Genomic DNA, 25,467 nt, shown 5'->3' with positions numbered 1-25,467 from the left:
ATTCTAGTCACTCGCAACGCACTATGCAAGCGCAATTTCGAGAGACTTTTTCGGCGGTCCGAAAACGCTATCGACGACGAATCCAGCGTCGTTCGATTCGTCGTCGATAGGCATGAAATTGTCGAACCTTTCCGCGCCATTCGAAGCCGGCAAGCTCGCCGCTCGAGAGCGCTGCGTCCGCCCGCCGGTAAATCCGATCGCATAGCGACTACAATATAAGGTTCTCTGCACCTGATATTACTCGACCACACTATGCGCTCGCGAATCGCCAAACGTCTTCCTCCGGACGCCGACAAACTCGTCGGCCTCTCGCTCGCGCTGTTCGCGTCGGGCAGTCGTATCGAAGATCGCTTCTGGGAAGCGCAACTGGACACGCTGCTCGTCAAGCTCCTGCGCGGCGGCAACCAGACCACGCTCGACGCGGCGCTCGACCACCTCCAGCAAAATCATCCCGATGCCTATGGCGCGCTCGCCGATATGGCCGAAACGCATAGCGAATCGTTTCCGGTCGATGTGGACGGCGTGCCGCACGAGGCGCTGTTGATTGCCGCGCCGGTGCTCGCGTGGACCCGCTACGCGATCCCGTCCGGGCCGCTGAAGGCCGACGTCGCGGACGCCTTGCGCGCCCAGATGCAGGCGCATGTGCTCGCGGCGAATGCGCGCGTGGCGGTCGCGCCCTATCTCTATAGCATCGATCAGTTGCCGCGCCATCACGTCGATACAGCGCGCGTCGCGCAGCAACTCATCCAGACGGCGCTCGGCGGCGCACCCGCTCGCCTCAGTTTGGCGGATTTGCCTGAAACGTCGCCAATTCTCGCCGATCCTCGCTTTTTGCTCGCAGTCGCGCTCGTCCCGGTCGGCGCCGCGCTCTTTCGCTGGCAGGAAACCGAAGGTGGCGCACGCATCGAGCGCAGCCAGTGCCAGGAGCAGTGGGCGGCGCAGGGTGGCGCGACCTTCGGCGCGATCCTCCCCGGCTGCGAATTCGAGTGCCTGCTCCCCGATGCGTACTACTCGGCGTGCCGCGACGCCGACGAGCAAGTCCGCCCGCACACGGTCCGCACGGCGGTGCGCTACCTGTTCGACACCGTCGGCCACGCGCCGCAGGAATTGCGCGCCGTGATTGCCGGGTTCGGGGAGCGGCGTATCGATGAATATCGCGTCGCCTTCACCCGGCGCGGCAGCAACGAAGTGATTTACGGCGTCGTATGGCCGCTCTACGGACGCGAGAACGGCGAACTCGGCCTGGAAGAAGAAGCGATCGAGCTCGAAGGGGCCAACGGTCCGGTCGAGGAAATCGTCGCGCTGCTGAAGAGCACCGGCCTGACTGACGTGCGCCGCCATTCGGGTCGCTTCGAACCGGAATATTGCGACGACTGCGGCGTGCCGCTTTATGCCGATCCGCTCGGCGAGATCGTCCACGCGGAAATGCCGGAAGACGCCGAGCCCGCACAACCGCACTTCCACTGAGATAACTCGCAATTCGACGCAGCGCGTTGAGACGAAATCAGAAAAGCCGCTCCGATTCTTATCGGAGCGGCTTTTTTCTTATGTGCGTCCGACGCGACGCCACGAAATCGCCGTGAAGCCCGCCTTTCATCCTATGCCTTCCGTCTAGGGCGCTAAAACCGCTGGAGTTTGTCACTATCGTCTCGAGGGCATACGGTTCGACAGCGGCGGCTTGGTGCTCCGGCGAGCCGTGCCGGCAAACAAACAAAAAAGAGAGGCGAGTATGAAATTCACGATCATCAATTCCGATGCCGAACGTCGCGAGGGACTCAAGGCACTCCTTCGGCATATCGACCGTCATGCGCATTTCAGCGACGGTCAAGACTGGCGGCAAGGCCGGCAGACCGTCGAGCGGATGTCGCCCGACCTGATCGTGATCGACTGGCAGTCGGCGATGCGTGTAAGCGACCTGCGCGAGTTGCTGCTCCGGTGTCCGGGAATCCCGGCGGCGGTGATCGTCGATGAAACGGCGGCGCCTCAGGTCCGGAGGCTGCTCGTGGCCGGCGCGCTCGGCGTGGTGCCGCGTGCGCTCGATCCGCGCGTGCTCGTCCGGGTGCTCGAAATAGTGCTGCTCGGCGGTCACTACGTCCCGATCGACGCGCTCGCGCCCGGCTTGTCGCCCGAATTCTGCCCGCGCAATCCGCCCGCGCCGGTGACGCGGAGGCCGAACGCCCGACAAGTCGATTCGCTCTCGAAGCGCCAGCAGCAGATCATGCGTTGCGTACATATGGGCAATACGAACAAGGTCATCGCGAAGACGCTCGGGATCAGCGAAGGCACCGTCAAGATCCATCTCACCAGCATCTTCCAGCAACTGGGCGCGAGCAATCGCGCGGCGGCGGTCGCGATCTACAACGGTTGGCAGAACAGCTATCTCCAGGTATTGCGCCGGGAAGCCGATGTCGAGAGCCGGCCCGCGCTTGGCGAACCCGGGCCGCAGCCGCTTCGTCGAGGGGCGGCTGAGGCGTACTCCATCATGGCGGAAAACGACGACGTCGCCCTGCCGCTCGCGGCCGAACCCTCGAACCGCTTCGGAAGTTAGGAAGGCGCCGATGGACGGACGCGTGCGCGCCACAGTCCGTCGACACGTTTTATGCGCAACGAGTAAGATGCAATCCATGGGTTTCTTCTATACGCCGCTTCCGCTTTGGCTCGCTGTCGGTGGCTGGATTGCCGCCGTGGGCGTGCTCGCGCTCGCGTTTTTGCAACGTCCGTGGGGACGGATGCAGGATGGAACGCTCCAGCATGTCTGGTTCGGCATCGTCGTCGCGCTTACCGTGCTGTGGACGTGCAACGCGTGGTTCGACGACGGCCCGGTCATCCATCTGCTCGGCGCAACCCTGATGGTGACGCTCTTCGACTGGCCGCTCGCACTCATCGCGATGGCCGCGAGCACCGGCCTCGCGGCAGTCGTACTCGATGCATCCTGGGAAGGCGTTTCCATCACCTTTCTCTTGTTCGGCGTGCTTCCGGTCGCGGTTTCCGCATTGCTTCAGCGCGCGAGTCTCGCGTGGATGCCACGCAATCTCTTTACGTTTATCCTCGGGCACGGCTTCATCATTTCGGCAGCGGCCGTCGCGGCTGCGTGCGCGGCGGCTGTGTCGCTGCAGGTCGCGCTTGCGGGCGGTCCGTTCGTCGTCCCGGCCGGCGTGGCGGCCGGCGCGCTTTTGCTTGGCGCGGGCGAGGCGCTCTTTACCGGGCTGCTCACCATTTTGATCGCGGTGTACAAGCCGGCCTGGATCACGACGTATAACGTGCGCCGATACCGGCTGGATCGAGGACCGCGAGTCTGATCGGCGGACGTGGCGAGTGCAGTACGGCCGCGCGCTGTCTCGGCCATGCCATCAGGCGGCCAGGCGTCCTCACGGCAATCGCGATAAATTGCGATAAGATGGAACTCCTTATCCTCGCCGGGCATCTTACTTGCCTGTCGTCTCTCTCGCGCCCACATTGATGCAAAGTATTCACGCACCGCGCCGACTGCTTCGGCTCGTCGGCCGGCTGGCGGTTTGTGCCTCGTTCATCGCGTCAGCATGGTCCGTTACCGCTGCAGCCGACACGCTTGACGAACGCAACGAACTCGTCAACCACTTCGTCACCGATCTCAACGCGAACCCATTGATTGCCGACTGCGCGGCGCACGGCAGCTTTGTCGCGAGCACGTCGACGGCGTTCGATCACGTCGAATTTCCGGCAAGTTCGTTCGACGCGTCGCATTCGTCGCTCGTGCCGTGGAACGATTCCTTCGACGAAAAAAAGCAGCGCGTCAAGGTCGACAACGTCGTGACCGTGGAGGGAGTCGGTGTGGGAAAAGAAAGCAGCGATCCGGCCACGCTCAAGTTCCGATGCGGTTATGTCGGCAGCCAGATGCTCGCGTTCGGCTGGAACGATCCGGTGCCGCCGGCCCGCCCGCGCGCCGAGCCGCGCAGTTCGAAAAGCAAGCATTCGTCGAAGGGCAAATCCGGATCGAAATCGAAGTCTTCCGGCAGCAAAAGCGCGAAAAAAAGTTCGACCAAGCAGACGCATTAAATCGGCGAAGAGAAGCAACGGCCTATGCGCGAAGGGCGCGTCCACCTCACGGTGAACGCGCCCTTCTCTTTTTCATCTCACCGTTCTGGGGAAGATCAAAAAGCCTGCACGTGTCGCAAGACGGCTTGCAGCATTGCCGCGCCGAGCGCCGCGCTGCGTTCGCCGTTCCAGCCGACACGTTCGTCGGGCAGATCGGCGTTGTCCTTGAACGGCATTTCGAGCGTCAGCGACAAGCATCCGAACGCGTTGCCAATGTACTTCGAGGCCAGCTTCAACGCATCCGTCTGGTACTTGCCCGCCTCGTAGCCGTGGACATCCTGAAAATCCGGGCTCGCCTGCTTGAAGAATTCGATGAACGCGGCCTGCTCGGTGCGTTGCTCGTCGGTGAAGCCCGGCAGCATTTCCGACCCCGCGACGAACACGTGCGGAATCGCTTCGTCGCCGTGGATATCGAAAAAGAGGTCGCAGCCGATCGCGTGGATCACATCGCGGACGGCAAGCACTTCCGGGCTGCGCGCCGCGTCCGGCGTCATCCATTCGCGATTCAGGTTCGCGCCCGCCGCGTTGGTGCGCAGGTTGCCGAGCACGCTGCCGTCCGGGTTCATGTTCGGCACGATGTGGAACACGGCGTGCTCGAACAGCTTGCGCGCGACCGGGTCGCCCGCCCAATCGCCCCAGCCGGCGAGCCGTTTCACCAGCCCTTCGACGAACCATTCCGCCATCGTCTCGCCCGGATGCTGACGCGCGATGATCCACACGTTCTTCCTCGGCGGCGCGGTTTCGTCGGCCGGCGGCATGCCGAGCGTGAGAAGCGACATCGGACGGCCCTGAACGGTGCGGCCGATTTCGGTCAGCATCGCGTGCGGCATCTGCTGGACCGCGCCGAGAAATTCGGACTCGCGCTCCTCGCTGTACGGCTCGAAATACGCGTAGTAGATACGGTCGAAATCGGGCGTGTGGTCGATGGTCATCACCCGGCCGTCGTAAGTCGTCGGCACGCGGAACCAGTTCACGCGGTCGTAGCTCGCGACCGCCCGATAGTCGCGCCAGCCGTCGGCGAACGCGCACGCCGCCGCGTTTTCGAACGTCATCACGAGGCGCTCGCCGCGCACGCCCGATACGCGGAAATAGAACCACTGCGCGAAATCGGCGTGGCTGTCGGCGTGCACGCGCAGGCGGATGTCGGCGGGATTGTCGGCTGAAAGAACGTCGATCGCGCCCGCGTCGAAGTTGCTGGTAATCGAGATGCTCATGTTGTTTCCTTTAGCGGTTCACCCGGCTTTACTCGGCTTTACTCGGACGTATTCGAACTTTTCGAACTTATTCGGCAATCCGCCGGCGGAACACGTAAGTGGTTTCGTTCGAGGCTTTCTTGTCGAAGCGATAACCTTCGCTGTCGAAAGCCTGCAATTTTTCCGCTGTATCGATACGGTGCTCGACCGCGAAACGCGCCATCAGCCCGCGGGCCCGCTTGGCGTGAAAACTGATGATCTTGTAGCGGCCGCCCTTCCAGTCTTCGAATACCGGCGACACAACCGGCGCATCCAGCAACTTCGGCTTCACCGACTTGAAATACTCCTCCGATGCACAATTGACCAGCACGCGCTCGCCGCGCTGCTTCTTCAACTGGGCGGCGAGCGCGGCGGTGATCCGCTCGCCCCAGAATGCGTACAGATCCTTGCCGCGCGCATTCGCGAACTTCGTGCCCATTTCGAGCCGGTACGGCTGCAGCAGGTCGAGCGGCCGCAGCAGTCCGTACAGTCCCGACAGCACGCGAACGTGATTCTGCGCATAGTCGAGATCGGCGGCGCCTAGCGACTTCGCGTCGAAACCGGCGTATACGTCGCCGTTGAACGCGAGCATGGCCTGCTTCGAATTGTGGGTATCGAACGTGGCCGACCAGTCGGCGTAGCGCTGAAAGTTCAGTTGCGCGAGCGGGTCGGAAATGTGCATCAGGCTGCCTATTGCCTGCGGGGACAGCTTTCTCAATCCGTCGATCAATTCGGCGGAATCGTCGATAAATTCGGGGAGCGTGTGCTTCTTGATGTGCGGCGGCGTCTCGTAGTCGAGCGATTTGGCTGGAGACAGAACGATTATCATAGAGGGTCGCCGGCACCCGCCGACGATCATGGACATAAACCCCGATTGTATCGAATGGAAAACTCTCCTGCCCGTCTGTCGGCGGCGCCAGCGTTGAACGTGGTGCTCGATTCGAACGTGTGGATCGATATTCTCGTCTTCGACGATCCCGCCACGCGCCCGATTCGCGCGGCGCTGGAGGCGCACGCGCTCGCCGCGCTGATCGATACGCGCTGTCTGAACGAACTCACCTACGTGCTGGATTATCCGCAGTTCGTGCGCATGGCCGTCGATAAATCCGCCGCGCTCGAAACGCTCGCGCGCCTGTCGCAATGGGTCGCGCCCGCGCCGCCCGACGATCCACGTCCGCTGCCGAAATGCCGCGATCGCGACGATCAGAAATTTATCGAACTCGCGTATGCGTCGAAGGCCGCGTGGCTCGTCTCGAAGGATCGCGCGGTGTTGAAACTCGCGCGGCGCACGGCGCGCGACTTCGGCTTCCAGATCGCGCAGCCGGGGCCGTTCGTCGCGGCCATCGAGGCGCATTTGAAAGCGCACCTCGACGCGCTCGCTGTTTAGAATAGATCACGCTCAAAGACACGACTACCGAACCGGACATGAACGCACCGATGAACACTGCTTCGACCCGCGCCTCGCACGAACTTCTGCCGTTTTCCGCGCCGGGCTTTCCGTCACGCCTGCCGCAAGTCGGCACGACCATCTTCACCGTGATGAGCGCGCTGGCCGCGCAAAAAGGCGCGGTGAATCTGGGTCAGGGTTTCCCGGATTTCGAATGCGATCCGCGCGTGGTCGACGCCGTGGCGAACGCGATGCGCGATGGTCACAATCAATATCCGCCGATGGCGGGCGCCGCGCCGCTGCGCCAGGCCATCTCCGCAAAGATCGAAGCGCTTTACGGCCGCCATTACGACGCCGACAGCGAGATCACGGTCACGGCCGGCGCGACGCAGGCGCTGCTCACGACCATTCTGTGCTGCGTGCATCCGGGCGACGAAGTGATCGTGATCGAGCCGATGTACGACAGCTATCTGCCATCGATCGAACTCGCGGGCGGCAAGCCCGTTTTCGTTTCGCTGGAAGCGCCCGATTACGCGTTGCCGTTCGACAAGATCGCCGCCGCGATCACGCCGAAAACGCGCCTCTTGATGATCAACACGCCGCACAATCCGACCGGCCGCGTGTGGCGCGATGCGGACATGAAGAAGCTCGAAGAGATCGTGCGCGGCACCGACGTGCTGATTCTCTCCGACGAAGTCTACGAGCACATGGTGTTCGACGGCGCGCCGCACGAAAGCGTGTCGCGTTATCCGGAACTCGCGCGCCGCAGTTTCGTCGTGTCGAGTTTCGGCAAGACGTTTCACGTGACGGGCTGGAAGATCGGCTATGTCGCCGCGCCCGCCGCGCTGACCGCCGAATTCCGCAAGGTTCACCAGTTCAACGTGTTCACCGTCAACACGCCGATGCAGATCGGCCTCGCGCATTATCTAAACGATCCCGCGCCGTATCTGAACCTGCCCGCGTTCTATCAGCAAAAGCGCGACTATTTCCGCGCCGCGCTCGAAAAATCGCGCTTCAAGCTGCTGCCATGCGACGGCACGTATTTTCAGTGCGTCGATTATTCCGCCATCAGCGACCTGCCGGAAGCCGACTTCGCGAAATGGCTGACGAGCGAGATCGGCGTCGCGGCCATTCCGGTTTCCGCGTTCTATCACGAGGCGCACGAATCCGGCGTGGTGCGCTTCTGCTTCGCCAAGAAGGAAGAGACGCTCAAGCTCGCGCTCGAACGCCTCGCCACGCTCTAGGCGCGCACGGGTGATCGAACCGCCATCACCCGCCCGCCTTTTGCGCCTTTTGCGCCTTCTGCGCCTTCTGCGCCTTTTGCGCCTTCTGCGCCTTCTGCGCCTTTTGCGCTTTCTGCGCCTCGATATAAGCCACGCGATCGGCCGTCACTTTTTGCGCGGCCGGCCGCTCGCCGACTTTCTTGACGTGCGCTTTCCAGTCGATTCCGGCGTCCAGCACGAAGTCGCTGCCGTACACCGCGCGCGTCGAGAGACCGACGAGCGGCAGGCTCACGAACGCGCAGACATCGGCGATACTGAATGTTTCGCCGGTCAAATACGGGCCGAACTTCGCGATCCGCGCGAAACCCGCGATATGCCGCCGCAGCAGTTTTTCGACTCGCGACTTCGTGTAATCGGTGACCGTGCCGCCGAAGAATGCCTGCTTGTAAAGATCGCGCGCGACGAGCTCCAGATGCAGATCGACGAACGTCATCAGTTCGCGCTCCTTCGCCGCGCGATACGGATCGGCGGAGAAAATGCGTTTCTCCGGATGCGCCGCCGCCAGATATTCCACGATCACCTGCGATTCAGCGAGCGGCCCCGACTCCGTTTCCGCGTACGGAATCTTGCCGAGCGGCGACAGTGCGAGCGCGGCTTCGTCCTGACTGAAATTCGCGCCGATCTCCTCGAACGGGATGTCGTGTTCGAGCAAGACAAACTTCACTTTGTTGAAATAATTGGACAGCGGAAAACCGTAAAGCTTCAGCATGAAGCGTCTCCTTTTCAATTCTCATTTTTGCGGCCCGCGGAACGCCCGGACCGGATTCATATCTCATAAACAGCACGCTCGTGCTAATCTAACCCATCAGGAGACGACCCGCACCATGAGCTTTTCGGATCTTCAGATCGAAACCATCGGCATTGTCGGCAGCGGCGCGATGGGACGCGGCATCGCGCAGATCGCGGCGCTCGGCGGCCTTACCGTGCGTCTCTACGACGCCAACGCGCAGGCCGTCGAGGCCGCGCGCGCCTATCTCTCCGACACCCTGACGAAACTCGCGGCAAAAGGCAAGCTGAGCGACGCCGACGCACACGCCGCGCTCGCCCGCATTCATCCGGCGGCGAGCGTGGGCGAACTGGCCGGCTGCGAGGTGGTGATCGAGGCGATCGTGGAGAAGCTCGAGGTGAAGCGTGAGCTCTTCCGTGAGTTGGAAAGCGTGGTCGGCGAGCGCTGCATTCTGGCGTCGAATACGTCGTCGCTGTCGATCACCGCGATTGCCGCGGGTTGCGCGCATCCGGCTCGCGTCGCCGGTTTCCACTTCTTCAACCCCGTTCCGTTGATGAAAGTGGTCGAGGTGATCGACGGGCTGCGCGGCGATTCCACGGCCGGCGACGCCCTGATGGAACTCGCGCGCCGCATGGGTCACACGCCGGTGCGCGCGAAGGACATGCCCGGTTTCATCGTGAATCACGCGGGGCGCGGTATGAATACCGAAGGCTTGCGGATCGCGGGCGAAGGTGTTGCGAGCTTCGCGGCGATCGACCGCATCATGCGCGAACAAGCGGGATTCCGGCTCGGACCGTTCGAATTGCTGGATCTGACGGCGCTCGACGTCTCGCATCCGGTGATGGAGTCGATCTATCACCAGTTCTACGAGGAACCGCGCTTCACGCCTTCACCGATCACCGGCACGCGTCTCGCGGCCGGGTTGATCGGACGGAAGACGGGCGAAGGGTTCTACAAATATGTGGATGGCCGTCAGGAACGTCCAGACGAAGCGCCCGCGCCGACCGTGCTGCCGCGCCGCGTATGGATCAGCCGGGCTTCGGCCGCCGCGCGCGCGCAGGTGCTGAAACTGATCGCGAAATTGGAAGCGGCGGTTACGCTCGATACGGGCAACATGCCCTCGCCGGATTCGCTGATCGTCGTGACGCCGCTCGGACACGACGCGACCACGGCGGCCGTCGCCGAGCATCTCGACGCCACGCGCGTGGTCGCGATCGACACGCTGTTCCCGCTCGACATGGCCGCCCGCCGCACGCTGATGACCACGCCCGCGACCCGCCCGGAATGGCGCGACGCGGCGCACGCGCTGTTCGCGGCCGACGGCGTTCCGGTGACGGTGATCCGCGATTCGACCGGATTCGTCGCGCAACGGGTGGTCGCGACTATCGTGAATATCGGTTGCGACATCGCGCAGCAGCAGATCGCGACGCCCGCGGATATCGACTTGGCCGTGACGCTCGGCCTGGGTTATCCGCATGGTCCGCTCGCGCTCGGCGACGTGCTCGGCGCAAGCACGATCCTTGAGATCCTGCGCAATATCCACGCAGTGCTCGGCGATCCGCGCTATCGGCCTTCGCCATGGCTCGCGCGCCGCGCGCAACTCGGCTTGTCGCTGACGCAACCGGAAAACGAAGCATGAGCGCCGAACTCCTGACCGACCGTCCGACCGGACACGACGCCACGCTCGTGCTCAAGTTGTCCAATCCGGGCACGCGCAACGCGCTGCATCCCGACATGTACGCCGCCGGAATCGAGGCGCTGAACACGGCCGAGCGCGACAACTCGACGCGCGTGATCGTGCTCACTGGCGCGGACAATTTTTTCTGCGCGGGCGGTAATCTGAACCGGCTGCTCGACAATCGCGCCAAGGACGAGTCGGTGCAGGCCGCGAGTATCGACATGCTGGGCGAATGGATCAGCGCGCTGCGTTCGTCCACTAAGCCGGTCATCGCGGCGGTCGAAGGCGCGGCGGCGGGCGCGGGCTTTTCGCTCGTGCTCGCGTGCGATCTGGTCGTCGCCGCCGACGACGCCAAGTTCGTCATGTCGTATGCCCGCGTCGGGCTGACGCCGGACGGCGGCGGCTCGTGGTTCCTCGCCCGCGCGTTGCCGCGCGCACTCGCCACCGAAATCCTGCTCGAAGCCAAGCCGGTCGGCGTCGCGCGGCTTCATCAGGTCGGCGTGGTCAACCGCGTTTCGAAAAAAGGCGCAGCGCTCGACGACGCGCTTGCGTGGTCCGACGAACTCGCGGCGATGTCGCCGAAAGCGCTCGCGGGCATCAAGTCGCTAATCGACGCAGCCGGTACGCAGCCGCTCGCGGCGCATCTCGATGCCGAGCGCGACAGTTTCGTCGATGCGCTGCATCACGGCGACGCGCTCGAAGGCATCAGCGCATTCCTCGCCAAACGCGCGCCGGAGTACAAATGACTGAAGCCTACACACTTCCGAAGCGCCGCCGCATCTTCCTGATGCGCCACGGCGACGTCACGTATTTCGACGATACCGGCCGCGCGATCGACCCGGAACGCGTGCCGTTGAACGAGCGCGGCCGCGCGGAAGCGAGCGCGGCGGGCCAGGCTTTCGCCGCCGAGAACGTGCGCTTCGACCGCGTGATCGCGAGCGGTTTGCCGCGCACCGTCGAGACGGCGCAGCGCGTGCTGGCGGCAACGCAGCAGGAAATCGATATCGATATCTGGCCGGAATGGGAAGAACTGCGCGGCGGCAAGCTGCGCAGCCTGGGCGAGACGCCGGCGGACGTCGAACGCGCATTTCTCGGCGTGTTCGACGGCGTCGTGCCGGAAGAAACGCGCTTTCTCGGCGGCGAGAGTATCGGCGAGTTGATGGATCGCGTACTGCCGCCGCTCGCGCGGCTTGTCGACGATCCTTCGTGGGACACCGTGCTGCTCGTGCTGCACGGCGGCGTCAATCGCGCGCTGCTCTCGCACGCGATCACCGGCGGCGGCCGCGTGTTTTTCGGCCATCTGTCGCAGACGACCGGCTGCATCAACGCGCTCGATATCGGCACGCGGCCGAACGACTGGGTGATCGGCGCGATCAATCATTCGCCGCCCTCGCCGCTTCACGCCGGCACGCGCAACACGACGATGGAACTGCTGTACGCGCAATTCACCCAATACCAGACGCCGATGAAATAAGCGACGATCCACGCGCGTCCACACAGCGTCGAGCAAAACGCGGCCCCGCGCGCGCCGAGACACTCACTGGAGGAGACATGCCGAGAGACGAGCTGCAGCAGCAGGATTATTCCGCATTCGAAGGCACGCGCGCCGTCAACGAGCGGCAGCAGTTCGACACCGACGCGTTATCCGCGTGGCTCGGCGCGCACATCGAGGGCTACGCGGGACCGCTCGCCGTCGAGCAGTTCGCGGGCGGCCAGTCCAATCCCACCTTCAAGCTCAACACGCCCGCACGCAGCTACGTGATGCGCGCGAAGCCCGGACCGACGGCGAAATTGCTGCCGTCGGCGCACGCGATCGAGCGCGAATACCGCGTGATGAACGCGCTGCACGGCACCGGCGTGCCGGTCGCGAAGATGCTCGCGCTCTGCGAGGACGAGAGCGTGATCGGACGCGCGTTCTACGTGATGGAGTTTGTCGAAGGGCGCGTGCTGTGGGACCAGTCGCTGCCCGGCATGACGCCGGCCGAGCGCACGGCTATCTACGACGAAATGAATCGCGTGATCGCGGCGCTTCATACGGTGGACGCAAGCGCGCCGGGACTCGTCGATTACGGCAAGCCGGGCAATTACTTCGAGCGCCAGATCGGACGCTGGAGCAAGCAATTTCTCGCGTCGCAGACCGAGCCGATCGATGCGATGAACCGGTTGATCGACTGGCTGCCGCAGCATATTCCGCGCGGCGCGGCGGGCGCGCGCGAACGCGTTTCCGTGGTTCACGGCGACTATCGGCTCGACAACTTGATCTTCCATCCGACCGAGCCGCGCGTGCTCGCCGTGCTCGACTGGGAACTCTCCACGCTCGGCGATCCGCTCGCCGATTTCGCGTATCACTGCATGGCATGGCACGTCGATCCCACGCAGTTTCGCGGTATTGCGGGGCTGGACTGGGCGGCGCTCGGCATCCCCGACGAGGCCGCGTATGTCGCGAAATATTGCGAGCGCACGGGCTTTGCGATCGAAGGCGACTGGAATTTCTATCTCGCCTACAACATGTTCCGCATCGCCGCGATCCTGCAGGGAATCATGAAGCGCGTGAGCGAGGGCACGGCCGCGAGCGCGCAGGCGCTCGACGCGGGACGCCGCGCGCGTCCGATGGCCGAGCTTGCATGGACTTATGCGCAGAAGGTGCGCGCTTAAGCGCTAAAAAGATACTGGACGTCCTGACCGCGAGACCACACATGAATTTCGATTACACCCCGAAAGTGCAGGACCTGCGCGAAAAGCTGCTCGCCTTCTTCGACGAAAACATCTATCCGAACGAGCGCGCGTTCATCGACGAAATCGCGGCGAATCGCGCGAACGGTAATGCGTGGATTCCGACCCGGCTGATCGAAACGCTGAAGGAAAAGGCGCGCGCGGCGGACTTGTGGAATCTCTTTCTGCCGGCGTCCACGCGCGGCGCTGGTTTGACCAATCTCGAATACGCGCCGCTGTGCGAAATCATGGGCCGCGTGCCCTGGGCGCCGGAGGTCTTCAACTGCAACGCGCCCGACACCGGCAACATGGAAACCATCGAGCGTTACGGCAGCGACGAACACAAGGCGCAATGGCTCGAACCGCTGTTGCGCGGCGAAATCCGCTCGGCGTTTCTGATGACGGAGCCGGACGTGGCATCGTCGGATGCGACGAACATTCAGTGCGGCATCGTGCGCGATGGCGACAGTTACGTCGTGAACGGCCACAAGTGGTGGTCCTCAGGCGCGGGCGATCCGCGCTGCAAGGTGTATATCGTGATGGGCAAGACCGATCCCGAGGCCGCGAAACACCAGCAGCAGTCGATGATCCTCATTCCCGCCGACGCCGCCGGCGTCACCGTGCATCGTCCGCTTTCGGTGTTCGGCTACGACGACGCGCCGCACGGCCACATGGACATCACGCTCGATAACGTGCGCGTTCCCGTATCGAGTGTCCTGCTCGGCCCCGGGCGCGGCTTCGAAATCGCGCAGGGACGGCTCGGCCCGGGCCGCATCCACCATTGCATGCGTCTGATCGGCCTCGCCGAGCGCGCGCTCGAACTCATGGCGACGCGTACGCTGCAACGCGTCGCGTTCGGCAAGCCGGTCGCGCAACACGGCGTCACACAGGAACGGATCGCGGAAGCACGGATCATGATCGAACAGGCGCGGCTCCTCACGCTCAAGGCCGCGTACATGATGGACACAGTCGGCAACAAGGGCGCGCGCGGCGAGATCGCGATGATCAAGGTAGTCGCACCGAATATCGCTTGCCAGATCATCGACTGGGCGATTCAGGCACATGGCGCGGGCGGCGTAAGCGACGACTTTCCGCTGGCTTACGCGTATGCCTCGGCACGGACGTTGCGCCTCGCGGACGGCCCGGACGAAGTGCATCGCAACGCCATCGCCAAGCTCGAACTGGCGAAGTATCTGCCGCCGCGCGCTTGATGAACGTAGCGCAAAGGCTGAGTCCTGCGCGCTCGCTAAAAACGTGATCTAATTTTCGCCACCTTCGAGCGCCCGTGCCGCACGGCACGCGCGCTCGATTCTTCCAGCATCCCGCACCGGGACAGGAGCGAAAGAGATGATCGACGTCTATACCTGGGCCACGCCGAACGGCCACAAGATCCACATCATGCTCGAAGAACTCGGCATGGAGTACAAGGCGCATGCGGTGGATATCGGCGCGGGCGACCAGTTCAAGCCCGATTTCCTCGCGATCAGTCCGAACAACAAGATCCCCGCGATCATCGACAACGACGGCCCCGAAGGCACGCCGTTTTCGCTGTTCGAATCCGGCGCGATCCTGATTTATCTCGCGGAAAAATCCGGCCAGTTCCTGCCCGCCGACCCGGTCGGCCGCTATACGACGCTGCAATGGCTGATGTTCCAGATGGGCGGCGTCGGTCCGATGCTCGGGCAGACGCACCATTTCCGCAATTACGCGCCGGAGCGGATCGAGTACGCGGTGAACCGCTATACGAACGAGACCAAGCGTCTTTATGGCGTGATGGACAAGCAGCTCGGCGTCACGCGTTATCTGGCGGGCAACGAATACACGATCGCCGATATCGCGACGTTTCCGTGGACGCGTTCGTGGCAAAACCAGGGTATCGAACTCGACGAATTTCCGAACGTGAAGCGCTGGTTCGACGAGATTGCCGCGCGGCCGGCCGTGCAGCGCGGTGTCGATGTGCTGGCATCGCAGCGCAAGCCAATGACCGACAAGGACAAGGAAACGCTGTTCGGCGCGACGCAGTACGCGAAGCGCTGAAAGGTTTGGTCAGACGTCGACGTCCGGCGAAGCCTCAGAAATAGTGCCGCGTGATGAACTCCGCGACGCACACCGGCTTCTCGCCGCCGCGCGCCACAACCGTCACGAGCCAGACAACCTGCACGCCGCCGCGATCGACGTCGCTCACCTGCGCCACCTCGAACGTCGCGCCCAACGTTGCGCCGACGAGTACCGGCGCCATGAAGCGCACGCGATTCACGCCGTAGTTCACGCTCATCTTGTGCCGCATCGGCACGCATTGTCCGAGCCACATCGGCAGCAGCGCGAGCGTCAGGAAACCATGCGCGACCGGCCCGCCGAACGGCGATTCGACGCGTGCGCGCTCGGGATCGACGTGAATCCACTGGTGGTCGTCCGTGGCGTCGGCGAAACGGTTCACGCGCGCCTGATCGATTTCGAACCACTCGCTCGTGTAGCGCGCGACGCCGGACGCCGCGTGGAACGCCGCCGCGCTGTCGAGCAGCGCCGCCGTCATTGCCGTCATTGTGTATTCGCCGGATGACGCAAGCCGAAGATCGCGGCCGAATCGACGGTGATGACGAGTTCGCCGTGCTGGTTATGCCCTTCCCAGCGCGTCGAGACGATGCCGCGATCCGGCTTGCTCGCCGAGACGCGCTTGTCGAGCACGCGCACGGTCAGACGCACCGTATCGCCGACGCGCACCGGCTTCAGCCAGCGAATGTTGTCGAGTCCGGGCGAACCCATCGACGTGGAATCGGCCAGCACGTCGCGCACGAGAATGCCCATCATCGCGGCGCACGTGTTCCAGCCGCTCGCGACCAGCCCGCGAAACGGCGACGCCTCGGCGGCGGCTTCGTCGAGGTGGAACGGCTGCGGGTCGTAGCGCCCCGCGAATTCAACGATTTCCTCGCGCAAGAACGTGTGCGCGCTCAACTGCACCGCCGATCCGACCTCGAAATCTTCATAACTGAACGTCATGCTCATCTCCTGTTTTTTTCGTCGTCAGGCGTCAGTGTCGGCGAAACCGCGCAGCGATGCAAAACGCGCGAGATGATGATCGACATCGCCGAGCGTGGTTTCGATAATCGACAAGCGCTTGAACCAGTGCGCCGCCGCCACTTCGTTCGTCACGCCCATGCCGCCGTGCAACTGAACCGCCTGCTGGCCGACAAAGCGCGCGGCCTGCCCGACCCGCGCTTTCGCCGCCGACACGGCCTGCCGGCGAGCGTCGGCGTCTTCCGACGCGTAGCGCGCGGCGGCGAGATAAGTGATCGATCGCGCCTGTTCCGCATGGATCAGCATCTCGACCATCCGATGCTGCAACGCCTGAAAACGCGCGATCGGCGAGCCGAACTGCTGGCGCGTCTTGGTGTAATCGACGGTGGCGTGGTTCAGCGCGTCGAGCGCGCCGAGCGCTTCGGCGCAGAGCAAAAGCGTCGCGTAATCGGCGATGTGTTCGAGCGTCGCCGCGTTGCTGTCGCCGAGCCGGACGGCAGGCGTTCCGGCGAAAACGAGCGTCGCGGCGCTCTGCCCGTCGATCGTGCGATACGGCGTGACGTTCGCGTTCACCGCATCCCGCGCCACCAGAAACAACGCGATCTCGCCGCCGACACGCGCCGGGACGATCCAGAAATCGGCCTCGTCGCCGTGCTGGACGATCGACTTTTCGCCATCGAGCGCGAAACGATCGCCCTCCGCGCGCGCCGTGGTTTGCACCGCGAACAGGTCATACCGCGCGTGCGGCTCATGGAAAGCCACCGCGAGCTTGACCTCGCCCGCCGCCGCGCGTTCGAGCAAGTCATGCGACGCGCAAAGCCGCAGCGCCTCGATCCCCACGGCCGTCGCCCAATACGGCTCGACGACCAGCGCGCGCCCGAGTTCCTGCATGACCACGAGCATATCGACGGCCCCGCCGTCGAAACCGCCCTGCGCTTCGGGCACCGGCAACGCGGTCAGCCCGAGTTCGGCGAACGCCTGCCAGTGGCGCGCGTCCGTGCCCGCGCTCGACTGCACGATTTTCTGCCGCGCATCGAAGCTATATTCGCGATCGAGATAGCGGCGCAATGCGTCGCGAAACTGCTGCTGCTCATCCGTGAAATTGAAGTCCATGCGCCGCTCCTCACAGTCCCAGAATCATCTGCGCGATGATGTTCTTTTGAATTTCGTTCGAGCCGCCGTAGATCGAGGTCTTGCGGAAGTTGAAGTAGTACGCGGCGAGCGGCGCGGCGTCGTCGTCGCCTGCGGCGCTGTGTTCGCGCTCGCCTTCGAGGAACGCGCGATCGAAGGCGGCGGCTTGCGGGCCGGCCGCCTCGAACATCAGTTCGGTCAACGCCTGCTGCACTTCCGTGCCCTTGATCTTCAGCATCGACGCTTCCGGACCCGGCCCGCGCCCGTCCGCCTCGCTCGCGACCACGCGCTGCACGGTCACTTCCAGCGCCATCAACTCGATTTCGAGCGACGCGACCTTCGCCGCGAACAGCGGATCGTGCAGCAGCGGGCGGCCGTTTTTCTTTTGATCGAGCGCGAAACGCTTGAGAAACACGAGCTCGCGTTTGGATTGCCCGACCCGCGCGATACCCGTGCGCTCGTGCCCGAGCAGATATTTCGCGTACGTCCAGCCACGGTTTTCCTCGCCGACCAGATTCTCAACCGGCACGCGGACGTCTTCAAAAAACACTTCGTTGACTTCGTGATCTTCATCGAGCGTGATGATCGGGCGCACCGTAATGCCCGGCGTCTTCATATCGATCAGGATGAACGAGATGCCCTCCTGCTTTTTCACGCCGCTGTCGGTGCGCACGAGGCAGAACATCATGTCGGCGTGCTGGCCGAGCGTGGTCCACGTTTTCTGGCCGTTGACGACGTAGTGATCGCCGGCGCGCTCGGCGCGCGTTCTGAGCGACGCGAGATCCGATCCCGAGCCAGGCTCCGAATAGCCCTGGCACCACCAGTCGGAGCCATCGAGAATACGCGGCAAGTAGCGCGCTTTTTGCGCCTCGCTGCCATATTTCATCAGAACGGGCGCGACCATCGACACCCCGAACGGCAAAACCGCCGGCGCGCCGATGCGCGCGCATTCTTCATCCCAGATGTGTCGTTCGGTGGCGTTCCAGCCCGGCCCGCCATACTCGCGAGGCCACGCGACCACCGACCACCCGCGCGTGCCGAGCAGCTTATGCCAGCTCGCGAAATCGTCGCGATTCAGTCTTTTGTGATTGAGAACTTTGTCGCGCAATGCCTGTGGCAAATTGGCTTCGAGCCAGGCGCGAATGTCGACGCGGAAAGCGTCGTCGGCGGGGGAATAATTCAGGTCCATGCGCAGTGTCTCCTGTCCGATACAGAGCAGCACGCCCTGCTCCGGTCACCGGAGAACCGCGCTATTGCAGCGGCTCTTTCAGTGCGTCGGGCACGGGCAGCGGCATCACGTCGATGCCTTCCTCGATCAAGGCGTGCGCGTCCTCGGGCGTCGTGACGCCGCGAATATTGCGCGCCGGCGCTTCGTTGTAATGAATGCGCCGCGCCTCCTCGGCAAAGCGATCGCCCACGTTCTCAGTCTTGTCCAGGACCTCGCGCAAGAACTTCAGCGCACGCGACTGCAGCGCGTTCGCGTCGGATGCGGAAGCTGCGGCTTTCGCCGCCGCGTCGCCCGACGAACGGCCCGCCGAAAGATTCAGGCGCGGCGCGGACGGCATGCGGCTCACCTCCGTCGACGCGCAGACAGGACATGCCACAAGGCTGCGCGACAACTGCGATTCGAACGCCTCGGTCGAAGCGAACCAGCCTTCGAACCGATGTTCGTGTGAGCACTTTAAATCGAGGACCTTCATGCTGATTGGGAGCTTGACCTGAGTTTAGCGCAAAATTTCCATTTATGAACGGTCGTTCGTAAATTCGATTTGCGCGTAGCACGGAAGTTAGTTTTCGATTTTAGCTTGCCGCGCGAACTCGTGCCGCGCGCACGCCACGTAGACGAAAAAAAAGCGGCCGTCGGGCCGCTTGGGACATCTCACAGGATCAGCCGCGCGGATCGCCGAGCGCCCATTCGCCCGAGACGATCTTTTCGAGCCAGAAACTGCCGATGATCGTCTTGACGTCGCTGATCTCGCCGCTCTTCACCCATTCGCTCAGTTGCGCGGGATCGGCGATAAACGTTTCGAGAAACTCGCCCTCGTCGAGATTCTGCTCGCCTTCAGTCAGCCCACGCGCCAGATACAAGTCGATAAATTCGGTCGAATACGAAATGACCGGGTGAATGCGCGTCAGGAAAAACCACTCGCGTGCGGTATAACCCGTCTCTTCGCGCAGTTCGCGCTTCGCGCAGGCGAGTTCGTCTTCGTTCGGATCGAGCTTGCCGGCCGGAAATTCCAGCATCACCTTCCCGATCGGATAACGATACTGACGTTCGAGCAGCACGCGGCCATCGTCGAACACCGGCAGAATCATCACCGCGCCCGGATGTTCGACGAACTCGCGCGTCGCGTGCCGGCCATCCGGCAACTCGACCGTATCGCGTTTGAGCAACAGGAATTTGCCGTCGTGTAGCGTCTCGCTCGACACCAGCTTTTCGACGAGACCTGCATCGTTTTCGGGAATAGCGCGGGAGTCAGCCATCGGAGCGTCCTTCGAACAGGCCGCGACAGCCGGGATGTCCAGCGGTCAGCGGCGTTTGACCAGGTATTGGAAAGTGAAGCCGGGAAACGCGAGCACGATGAACAGGCTCAAGGTGATGGCGTAAAACTGCCAGCCCTGTTCGAAACGGTTGCCCGCCCGCGCTTCGAGCATAAAGCCGAGCGCGCCGACGACAAAATAAAGCACGATCAATTCGCCAATGCGGATCCACGCGCTCTTTTTCGCGGCCTTCAGGGGAATGGTCGCGAAAAGGCGCTGATTGGCGAACGGAAGGTTGGCGCCGACGAGCGCCAACAGCACGATAAACCAGCCTGCTGCCGACATCAGAGCTGCAGCGTGTGCGTAATGGCCGTGAGGCATGCCGTCATCAGCGGACCCGGCACGATGCCGAGCACGAGCACGGCCAAGCCGTTGAACGCCAGAAGCGCGCGGTTCAGGCTGCCGGCGACAATCGGCGATGCGTCTTGCGGTGCGTCGAAATACATCAGCTTGACGATACGCAGGTAATAGAATGCGCCGATGAGCGAGGTCAGCACGGCCAGCACGGCAAGCCACGTCAGACCGGCGTTCATCGTGGCTTCGAGCACGGCGAGCTTCCCGTAGAAGCCGACTGCCGGCGGGACGCCCGCGAGTGAGAACATCATCACCATCATCACGAACGCGAACACCGGGCTGCGTTGATTCAGGCCCTTGAAGTCGTCGAGCGTTTCGGCTTCGAAATCGCGGCGTGCCAGCAACATGACGACGCCGAACGTCCCGAGCGTCGTGATCAGATAAATGATGCTGTAGAACATCGCCGAGCTATACGCGCCCGCCGCGCCGCTGATCTTGCCGTCCACGACGCCGGACAACAGGCCGAGCAGCACGAAGCCCATGTTCGCGATCGCCGAGTAAGCGAGCATCCGCTTGATGTTCTTCTGCACGATCCCGGTGATATTGCCGACGATCAGCGACAGTGCCGCGAGGATCACCAGCATCTCTTGCCAGTCGACCGCGAACGGCAGCAGGCCCATGACCAGGAAACGCAAGCCCCAGGCGAACGCCGCGACCTTCGGACCGCCGCCGGTGAGCAGCGTCATCGCGGTCGGTGCGCCCTGATAAACGTCCGGCACCCACATGTGGAACGGCACCGCGCCCATCTTGAACGCCACGCCGGCCACCACGAAGATCACGCCGAACAGCAGCACCGCATCGTTGATACGGCCCGAACCGGCCGCGCGCAGCACTTCGCCGAGTTCGAGCGAGCCGGTCGCGCCGTACAGCATCGAGATGCCGTAGAGCAGGAAGCCCGAAGCGAGCGCGCCGAGCACGTAGTACTTCATCGCCGATTCATTCGATTGCGGCGCGTCCTTGCGCAGCGCGATCACCGCGTAGAGCGACAGCGACATCAGTTCGAGGCCGAGGTACAGCGTCAGGAAATTGTTGCCCGAAATCATCACGCACTGGCCGAGCAGCGAGAACAGGCCAAGCAGGAAAAAGTCGCCGCGGAACAGATCGCGATCTTCGAGATACTTGCGCGAATAGATGACCGACACCGCGTAACCCAGACACACGACCGCTTTCATCGCGCTCGCGAACGGATCGACGACGTACATGCGCGTGAAGAAGTAATGCGGCACCGGATCGAGCGCGGTGATGGCGAACCACACACCGCACACCAGCGTCGACAGAATCGCGATCAGATAGGTCGTGCGTCGGCTAGCCGTGCCGAAGATCGTATCGTTCAACCAGGCCACGACGACAGCCGCCATCAGGATGGTGTCGGGCAACAAGGCACTCATAGGGGCGTTTTGCATGATCTTTTAATTCCTCCGCACGCGTTACGGGGTAAGCGGCAGCTTGGACTGCGCGACGTGGGAGAGGAGGTTAGCCACGGATTCGTGCATGACATTCGTGAAAGGCTTCGGATACAGGCCCATGTACAGCGTGAACGCGGCGAGCACGGCGAGCATCAGGAATTCGCGGCGGTTCAGGTCTTTCAGCTTCGCGACCTGTTCGTTCGCCACCGCGCCGAAATGCACGCGCTTGTACATCCACAGCGTGTAGGCCGCGCCGAGAATCAGCGTGAACGTCGCGAGAAAACCGATCCAGAAGTTGTACTTCACGGCGGCCAGAATCACCATGAACTCGCCGACGAAACCCGAGGTGCCCGGCAAGCCGCAGTTCGCCATCGAGAACAGCATCGCGAAGGCCGCGAACTTCGGCATGACGTTCACGACGCCGCCGTAGTCCTTGATCTGACGCGAGTGCAGGCGGTCGTAAAGCACGCCGATACACAGGAACATCGCGCCCGAGACGAAGCCGTGCGAGATCATCTGCACGATCGCGCCTTCGATACCAAGCTGGCTGAAGATGAAGAAGCCGAGCGTGACGAAGCCCATGTGCGCGATCGACGAATACGCGACCAGCTTCTTCATGTCTTCCTGCACCAGCGCGACGAGCCCGATGTAGATCACCGCGATCAGCGACAGCGTAATGACGACCGGCGCGAGAAAGTGGCTGGCGTCCGGCGCGATCGGCAGCGAGAAGCGCAGGAAACCGTACGCGCCGAGCTTCAGCATGATCGCGGCCAGCACGACGGAGCCGCCCGTCGGCGCTTCCACGTGCGCGTCGGGGAGCCAGGTGTGGACCGGCCACATCGGCACCTTGACGGCGAACGCGAGGAAGAACGCGATGAACAACATGATCTGCGGCGTGAAGCCGATCTTCGCGGCGTGCCACGCGGCGAGGTCGAACGTGTGCGTTTGCGTGTAGAGATACAGCAACGCGATCAGCATCAGGAGCGAGCCCATCAGCGTGTACAGGAAGAACTTGAACGCCGCGTACACGCGGTTCGGTCCGCCCCACACGCCGATGATGATGTACATCGGAATCAGCGTCGCTTCGAAGAAAACGTAGAACAGCATGCCGTCGGCGGTCGAGAACACGCCGACCATGATGCCCGACAGGATCAGGAACGCGGCGAGGTACTGACCGACGCGCACGGTGATCACTTCCCACGCGGCGATCACGACGATCACGGTGATGAGCGCGGTCAGCACGACGAACCACATCGAGATGCCGTCCACGCCGAGGTGATACGAGATATTGAAGCGTTCGATCCAGTTAGCCTGTTCGACGAACTGCAGCGCGGCCGTCGACGAATCGAAGCCGGTGATGAGCGGAATCGTGACGACCAGACCGAGGATCGCGCCGACCAGCGCGAGCCAGCGCGCCGGTGCGGGGTTTTCGTCGGAACCGACTGCTAATACGAGGATGCCGAAAATGATCGGCAACCAGATCGCGACACTGAGAATCGGAAAAGAGTGCATAGAGTCCCTCGCCTTATTTGCCGCCGAGCGTTACAAACAGGGTCAAGAGCCCCAACATGCCGATAATCATGGCAAACGCGTAGTGATAGATGTAACCGGATTGGAGGAAGCGAATCACACCGGCAAACCAGCCGACGAACTTCGCGCTGCCGTTGACGATGCCGTCGATAACCGCCACATCGCCCTCTTTCCACAAACCGCGGCCGATCGCCACGGCGCCCTTCGCAAAGACCACTTCGTTGAACTTGTCGAGGTAGTACTTGTTGTCGAGCAGCGTCCACACCGGCAGGAAGCGTTGCTTGATCACGCCCGGCAGGTCCGTCCGCTTCAGATACAGGAACCACGAGACCACCACGCCCGCGAGCGCCAGCCAGACCGGCAGACCCGTGACCGAGTGCAGACCCATCGCGGCCCAGCCGTGGAATTCCTCGGCCATTTCGTGCAGCGCCGGATGGTTCTCGCCGATCTCGATAACCTTGTCGAACACGACGCCGTGCGCAAAGAAATCGCCGAACAGCATCGGACCGATCGCGATCGCGCCGATGATCACCGAAGGAATCGCCAGCAGCACGAGCGGCAGCGTGATGACCCACGGCGTTTCATGCGGTTCGTGCGCGTGGCCGTGGCCGTGTGCGTCGTGGCCGTGTGCGTCGTGACCATGTGCGTCATGCGCAGCGGCTTCCGCGCCCATCGGCGAATCCGGGTGCTTCGGATTGCGGAAACGTTCTTCGCCGTGGAACACGAGGAAATACATGCGGAACGAATACAGCGCCGTGACGAACACGCTCGCCACCACCGCGAAGTACGCGAAGCCCGAACCCGGCAGATGCGAGAGCTTCACGGCATCGATGATCGAGTCTTTCGAGTAGAAGCCCGAGAAGAACGGCGTGCCGATCAGCGCGAGCGAACCGAGCAGCGACGTGATCCACGTAATGGGCATGTACTTGCGCAGGCCGCCCATGTTGCGCATGTCCTGGTCGTGGTGCATGCCGATGATGACCGAACCCGCGCCGAGGAACAGCAGCGCCTTGAAGAACGCGTGCGTTGCAAGATGGAACACGGCCACCGGATACGCGGAGACGCCGAGCGCCACCGTCATGTAGCCGAGCTGCGAGAGGGTCGAGTAAGCGACGACGCGCTTGATATCGTTCTGGACGATGCCGAGAAAGCCCATGAACAGCGCCGTGATCGCGCCGATCACCGTGATGAACGACAGCGCCGCATCCGACAATTCGAACAGCGGCGACATGCGCGTCACCATGAAAATACCGGCCGTCACCATGGTTGCCGCGTGGATCAGCGCGGAGATCGGCGTCGGGCCTTCCATCGAATCCGGCAGCCACACATGCAGCGGGAATTGCGCCGACTTACCCATCGCGCCGATGAAAAGACAAATACACGCGACCGTCAGCAAGCCCCAGTCGCTGCCCGGGAACGCGAGGCCGGCGAGTTGCGTGCGCTGCGCGAAGACATCGCCGTAATTCAGCGAACCCGCGAACGCCAGCAGAAGACCGATGCCGAGCAGGAAGCCGAAGTCGCCTACGCGATTCACGAGGAACGCCTTCATGTTCGCGTAGATCGCCGTAGGCCGGGTGTAGTAGAAGCCGATCAGCAAATACGAGACGAGACCCACCGCTTCCCAGCCGAAGAACAGCTGCAGGAAGTTGTTGCTCATGACGAGCATCAGCATCGAGAACGTGAACAGCGAGATGTACGAGAAGAAGCGCTGGTAGCCGTCGTCGTCGGACATGTAGCCGATCGTGTAGATGTGCACCATCAGCGAGACGAAGGTGACGATCACCATCATCATGGCCGTCAGCGAATCGACGAGGAAGCCGACTTCCATCTTCAGCGTGCCGACGCGCAGCCATTCGTAAATGGTCGCATTGAAGCTCGCGCCGTTCAGCACGTCGAAGAACACGAGCGTGGACAGCACGAACGCGATCATCACGCCGAGAATGGTGATCCGGTGCGCGCCCTTGCGCCCGACCGCGTTGCCGAACAGCCCGGCGATCAGCGAACCGACGAGCGGTGCGAGCGGAATCGCGAGCAGCAGGTTTTCATTGAGTGTCGTTGACATAACAGCCTTGCCTGAATTTAACCTTTGAGCTGGTCGAGATCCTCGACGTTGATCGTGTCGAGGCTGCGGAACAGGGTCACCAGAATCGCGAGACCGATTGCCGCTTCAGCAGCCGCCACGGTCAGCACGAAGAACACGAAAATCTGGCCGTGTACATCGCCGAGATAGTGAGAAAACGCGACGAAATTGGTGTTGACCGCGAGCAGCATCAGTTCGATCGCCATCAGGATGATGATCACGTTGCGGCGGTTCAGGAAGATACCGACGATGCTGATCGCGAACAAAATCGCACCAAGCACCAGGTAATGGGCAAGACTCAACATGGTTCTCTTTCT

At 62.9% G+C, this 25,467-nt stretch carries 26 protein-coding genes; 12 read left to right on the top strand and 14 right to left on the bottom strand.

Annotated features, from left to right (window positions below):
• Positions 1 to 252: 252 nt before the first annotated feature.
• The 4 genes from AC3D25_RS06365 to AC3D25_RS06350 all read left to right on the top strand — a co-directional run bounded on the left by AC3D25_RS06365 (position 253) and on the right by AC3D25_RS06350 (position 4,035).
• A complete protein-coding gene (locus tag AC3D25_RS06365; protein ID WP_488887600.1) occupies positions 253 to 1,467 on the top strand; it encodes a DUF2863 family protein in 1,215 nt (404 codons plus the stop codon).
• Positions 1,468 to 1,729: 262 nt separating this feature from the next.
• Positions 1,730 to 2,548, top strand: a complete 819-nt coding sequence (locus tag AC3D25_RS06360) for a response regulator transcription factor (protein ID WP_488887599.1) — start codon at positions 1,730 to 1,732, stop codon at positions 2,546 to 2,548.
• Between the two features lie 76 nt (positions 2,549 to 2,624).
• A complete protein-coding gene (locus AC3D25_RS06355) occupies positions 2,625 to 3,299 on the top strand; it encodes a hypothetical protein (protein ID WP_488889616.1) in 675 nt (224 codons plus the stop codon).
• 160 nt (positions 3,300 to 3,459) lie between these two features.
• On the top strand, positions 3,460 to 4,035 hold the full coding sequence (locus AC3D25_RS06350; protein WP_488887598.1) for a BspC domain-containing protein: 576 nt from the start codon (positions 3,460 to 3,462) through the stop codon (positions 4,033 to 4,035).
• Between the two features lie 95 nt (positions 4,036 to 4,130).
• On the opposite strand, the gene AC3D25_RS06345 is transcribed toward AC3D25_RS06350, so the two are convergent.
• Together AC3D25_RS06345 and yaaA are read right to left on the bottom strand one after the other, a co-directional pair.
• Complete coding sequence (locus AC3D25_RS06345; RefSeq protein ID WP_488887597.1) at positions 4,131 to 5,288, bottom strand: M14 family metallopeptidase; 1,158 nt, start codon at positions 5,286 to 5,288, stop codon at positions 4,131 to 4,133.
• Between the two features lie 67 nt (positions 5,289 to 5,355).
• Positions 5,356 to 6,135 carry a peroxide stress protein YaaA gene (gene yaaA, locus AC3D25_RS06340; RefSeq protein ID WP_488887596.1) on the bottom strand — a complete coding sequence of 260 codons (780 nt, stop codon included), beginning with the start codon at positions 6,133 to 6,135 and terminating at the stop codon, positions 5,356 to 5,358.
• 54 nt (positions 6,136 to 6,189) lie between these two features.
• Between yaaA and AC3D25_RS06335 the strand changes: the two genes are divergently transcribed.
• Together AC3D25_RS06335 and AC3D25_RS06330 are read left to right on the top strand one after the other, a co-directional pair.
• Positions 6,190 to 6,693: a putative toxin-antitoxin system toxin component, PIN family gene (locus AC3D25_RS06335; protein WP_488887595.1), complete on the top strand. Its 504-nt coding sequence runs from the start codon at positions 6,190 to 6,192 to the stop codon at positions 6,691 to 6,693.
• A 38-nt stretch (positions 6,694 to 6,731) separates the two neighbouring features.
• The gene (locus AC3D25_RS06330) at positions 6,732 to 7,937 is read left to right on the top strand and encodes a pyridoxal phosphate-dependent aminotransferase (RefSeq protein ID WP_488887594.1); all 1,206 of its coding nucleotides are present in this window, start codon (positions 6,732 to 6,734) and stop codon (positions 7,935 to 7,937) included.
• A gap of 25 nt (positions 7,938 to 7,962) precedes the next feature.
• Here the strand turns inward: AC3D25_RS06330 and AC3D25_RS06325 are convergent, their stop codons facing one another.
• Positions 7,963 to 8,685 (bottom strand): glutathione S-transferase family protein, encoded by a 723-nt coding sequence (locus AC3D25_RS06325; protein ID WP_488887593.1) that lies wholly within the window; start codon positions 8,683 to 8,685, stop codon positions 7,963 to 7,965.
• Here AC3D25_RS06325 and AC3D25_RS06320 point away from each other — a divergent pair.
• The 6 genes from AC3D25_RS06320 (at position 8,684) to AC3D25_RS06295 (ending at position 15,130) form a co-directional block, all read left to right on the top strand.
• Complete coding sequence (locus tag AC3D25_RS06320; RefSeq protein WP_488887592.1) at positions 8,684 to 10,342, top strand: 3-hydroxyacyl-CoA dehydrogenase; 1,659 nt, start codon at positions 8,684 to 8,686, stop codon at positions 10,340 to 10,342. The genes AC3D25_RS06325 and AC3D25_RS06320 overlap by 2 nt on opposite strands.
• Positions 10,339 to 11,127, top strand: coding sequence for an oxepin-CoA hydrolase, alternative type (locus AC3D25_RS06315; RefSeq protein WP_488887591.1), 789 nt, complete (start codon positions 10,339 to 10,341; stop codon positions 11,125 to 11,127). Before AC3D25_RS06320 ends, AC3D25_RS06315 begins: the two co-directional genes overlap by 4 nt.
• Positions 11,124 to 11,855: a histidine phosphatase family protein gene (locus AC3D25_RS06310; protein WP_488887590.1), complete on the top strand. Its 732-nt coding sequence runs from the start codon at positions 11,124 to 11,126 to the stop codon at positions 11,853 to 11,855. The genes AC3D25_RS06315 and AC3D25_RS06310 overlap by 4 nt, the downstream gene beginning before the upstream one ends.
• 77 nt (positions 11,856 to 11,932) lie before the next feature.
• On the top strand, positions 11,933 to 13,036 hold the full coding sequence (locus AC3D25_RS06305) for a phosphotransferase (protein ID WP_488887589.1): 1,104 nt from the start codon (positions 11,933 to 11,935) through the stop codon (positions 13,034 to 13,036).
• Positions 13,037 to 13,077: 41 nt separating this feature from the next.
• Positions 13,078 to 14,304 carry an acyl-CoA dehydrogenase family protein gene (locus tag AC3D25_RS06300; RefSeq protein WP_488887588.1) on the top strand — a complete coding sequence of 409 codons (1,227 nt, stop codon included), beginning with the start codon at positions 13,078 to 13,080 and terminating at the stop codon, positions 14,302 to 14,304.
• Between the two features lie 136 nt (positions 14,305 to 14,440).
• Positions 14,441 to 15,130, top strand: coding sequence for a glutathione binding-like protein (locus tag AC3D25_RS06295; RefSeq protein WP_488887587.1), 690 nt, complete (start codon positions 14,441 to 14,443; stop codon positions 15,128 to 15,130).
• 34 nt (positions 15,131 to 15,164) lie between these two features.
• Here AC3D25_RS06295 and AC3D25_RS06290 read toward each other — a convergent pair whose 3' ends face one another.
• The 11 genes from AC3D25_RS06290 to nuoK all read right to left on the bottom strand — a co-directional run bounded on the left by AC3D25_RS06290 (position 15,165) and on the right by nuoK (position 25,455).
• Entirely contained in the window at positions 15,165 to 15,635 is a 471-nt protein-coding gene (locus tag AC3D25_RS06290; RefSeq protein ID WP_488887586.1) for a MaoC family dehydratase, read from the bottom strand.
• Positions 15,632 to 16,090, bottom strand: a complete 459-nt coding sequence (locus tag AC3D25_RS06285; protein ID WP_488887585.1) for a MaoC family dehydratase — start codon at positions 16,088 to 16,090, stop codon at positions 15,632 to 15,634. The genes AC3D25_RS06290 and AC3D25_RS06285 overlap by 4 nt, the downstream gene beginning before the upstream one ends.
• 24 nt (positions 16,091 to 16,114) lie before the next feature.
• Positions 16,115 to 17,221: an acyl-CoA dehydrogenase family protein gene (locus AC3D25_RS06280; protein WP_488887584.1), complete on the bottom strand. Its 1,107-nt coding sequence runs from the start codon at positions 17,219 to 17,221 to the stop codon at positions 16,115 to 16,117.
• A 10-nt stretch (positions 17,222 to 17,231) separates the two neighbouring features.
• Complete coding sequence (locus AC3D25_RS06275; RefSeq protein WP_488889615.1) at positions 17,232 to 18,428, bottom strand: acyl-CoA dehydrogenase family protein; 1,197 nt, start codon at positions 18,426 to 18,428, stop codon at positions 17,232 to 17,234.
• 61 nt (positions 18,429 to 18,489) lie between these two features.
• A complete protein-coding gene (locus AC3D25_RS06270) occupies positions 18,490 to 18,939 on the bottom strand; it encodes a DUF1178 family protein (protein ID WP_488887583.1) in 450 nt (149 codons plus the stop codon).
• 187 nt (positions 18,940 to 19,126) lie between these two features.
• A complete protein-coding gene (locus AC3D25_RS06265) occupies positions 19,127 to 19,723 on the bottom strand; it encodes an NUDIX domain-containing protein (RefSeq protein ID WP_488887582.1) in 597 nt (198 codons plus the stop codon).
• 45 nt (positions 19,724 to 19,768) lie between these two features.
• A complete protein-coding gene (locus AC3D25_RS06260) occupies positions 19,769 to 20,065 on the bottom strand; it encodes a DUF2818 family protein (protein ID WP_488887581.1) in 297 nt (98 codons plus the stop codon).
• Positions 20,065 to 21,537 (bottom strand): NADH-quinone oxidoreductase subunit NuoN, encoded by a 1,473-nt coding sequence (gene nuoN, locus AC3D25_RS06255; protein ID WP_488887580.1) that lies wholly within the window; start codon positions 21,535 to 21,537, stop codon positions 20,065 to 20,067. Before nuoN ends, AC3D25_RS06260 begins: the two co-directional genes overlap by 1 nt.
• A gap of 24 nt (positions 21,538 to 21,561) precedes the next feature.
• Positions 21,562 to 23,052, bottom strand: a complete 1,491-nt coding sequence (locus AC3D25_RS06250) for an NADH-quinone oxidoreductase subunit M (protein WP_488887579.1) — start codon at positions 23,050 to 23,052, stop codon at positions 21,562 to 21,564.
• Positions 23,053 to 23,065: 13 nt separating this feature from the next.
• On the bottom strand, positions 23,066 to 25,132 hold the full coding sequence (nuoL, locus tag AC3D25_RS06245) for an NADH-quinone oxidoreductase subunit L (protein WP_488887578.1): 2,067 nt from the start codon (positions 25,130 to 25,132) through the stop codon (positions 23,066 to 23,068).
• Positions 25,133 to 25,149: 17 nt separating this feature from the next.
• Positions 25,150 to 25,455: an NADH-quinone oxidoreductase subunit NuoK gene (gene nuoK, locus AC3D25_RS06240; RefSeq protein ID WP_007588140.1), complete on the bottom strand. Its 306-nt coding sequence runs from the start codon at positions 25,453 to 25,455 to the stop codon at positions 25,150 to 25,152.
• Between the last annotated feature and the right edge of the window lie 12 nt (positions 25,456 to 25,467).

The organism is Caballeronia sp. SL1002 (assembly GCF_057814995.1).
Note: the sequence above shows the minus strand (reverse complement) of the source record. Positions and strands in the feature narration are given on the sequence as shown.

Bases quoted from the DNA above. Each gene is read 5' to 3' on its own strand.
- AC3D25_RS06365 (WP_488887600.1), top strand. From the start codon at position 253: ATGCGCTCGCGAATCGCCAAACGTCTTCCTCCGGACGCCGACAAACTC.
- AC3D25_RS06360 (WP_488887599.1), top strand. From the start codon at position 1,730: ATGAAATTCACGATCATCAATTCCGATGCCGAACGTCGCGAGGGACTC.
- AC3D25_RS06355 (WP_488889616.1), top strand. From the start codon at position 2,625: ATGGGTTTCTTCTATACGCCGCTTCCGCTTTGGCTCGCTGTCGGTGGC.
- AC3D25_RS06350 (WP_488887598.1), top strand. From the start codon at position 3,460: ATGCAAAGTATTCACGCACCGCGCCGACTGCTTCGGCTCGTCGGCCGG.
- AC3D25_RS06345 (WP_488887597.1), bottom strand. From the start codon at position 5,288: ATGAGCATCTCGATTACCAGCAACTTCGACGCGGGCGCGATCGACGTT.
- yaaA (WP_488887596.1), bottom strand. From the start codon at position 6,135: ATGATAATCGTTCTGTCTCCAGCCAAATCGCTCGACTACGAGACGCCG.
- AC3D25_RS06335 (WP_488887595.1), top strand. From the start codon at position 6,190: ATGGAAAACTCTCCTGCCCGTCTGTCGGCGGCGCCAGCGTTGAACGTG.
- AC3D25_RS06330 (WP_488887594.1), top strand. From the start codon at position 6,732: ATGAACGCACCGATGAACACTGCTTCGACCCGCGCCTCGCACGAACTT.
- AC3D25_RS06320 (WP_488887592.1), top strand. From the start codon at position 8,684: ATGAAGCGTCTCCTTTTCAATTCTCATTTTTGCGGCCCGCGGAACGCC.
- AC3D25_RS06325 (WP_488887593.1), bottom strand. From the start codon at position 8,685: ATGCTGAAGCTTTACGGTTTTCCGCTGTCCAATTATTTCAACAAAGTG.
- AC3D25_RS06315 (WP_488887591.1), top strand. From the start codon at position 10,339: ATGAGCGCCGAACTCCTGACCGACCGTCCGACCGGACACGACGCCACG.
- AC3D25_RS06310 (WP_488887590.1), top strand. From the start codon at position 11,124: ATGACTGAAGCCTACACACTTCCGAAGCGCCGCCGCATCTTCCTGATG.
- AC3D25_RS06305 (WP_488887589.1), top strand. From the start codon at position 11,933: ATGCCGAGAGACGAGCTGCAGCAGCAGGATTATTCCGCATTCGAAGGC.
- AC3D25_RS06300 (WP_488887588.1), top strand. From the start codon at position 13,078: ATGAATTTCGATTACACCCCGAAAGTGCAGGACCTGCGCGAAAAGCTG.
- AC3D25_RS06295 (WP_488887587.1), top strand. From the start codon at position 14,441: ATGATCGACGTCTATACCTGGGCCACGCCGAACGGCCACAAGATCCAC.
- AC3D25_RS06290 (WP_488887586.1), bottom strand. From the start codon at position 15,635: ATGACGGCAATGACGGCGGCGCTGCTCGACAGCGCGGCGGCGTTCCAC.
- AC3D25_RS06285 (WP_488887585.1), bottom strand. From the start codon at position 16,090: ATGACGTTCAGTTATGAAGATTTCGAGGTCGGATCGGCGGTGCAGTTG.
- AC3D25_RS06280 (WP_488887584.1), bottom strand. From the start codon at position 17,221: ATGGACTTCAATTTCACGGATGAGCAGCAGCAGTTTCGCGACGCATTG.
- AC3D25_RS06275 (WP_488889615.1), bottom strand. From the start codon at position 18,428: ATGGACCTGAATTATTCCCCCGCCGACGACGCTTTCCGCGTCGACATT.
- AC3D25_RS06270 (WP_488887583.1), bottom strand. From the start codon at position 18,939: ATGAAGGTCCTCGATTTAAAGTGCTCACACGAACATCGGTTCGAAGGC.
- AC3D25_RS06265 (WP_488887582.1), bottom strand. From the start codon at position 19,723: ATGGCTGACTCCCGCGCTATTCCCGAAAACGATGCAGGTCTCGTCGAA.
- AC3D25_RS06260 (WP_488887581.1), bottom strand. From the start codon at position 20,065: ATGTCGGCAGCAGGCTGGTTTATCGTGCTGTTGGCGCTCGTCGGCGCC.
- nuoN (WP_488887580.1), bottom strand. From the start codon at position 21,537: ATGCAAAACGCCCCTATGAGTGCCTTGTTGCCCGACACCATCCTGATG.
- AC3D25_RS06250 (WP_488887579.1), bottom strand. From the start codon at position 23,052: ATGCACTCTTTTCCGATTCTCAGTGTCGCGATCTGGTTGCCGATCATT.
- nuoL (WP_488887578.1), bottom strand. From the start codon at position 25,132: ATGTCAACGACACTCAATGAAAACCTGCTGCTCGCGATTCCGCTCGCA.
- nuoK (WP_007588140.1), bottom strand. From the start codon at position 25,455: ATGTTGAGTCTTGCCCATTACCTGGTGCTTGGTGCGATTTTGTTCGCG.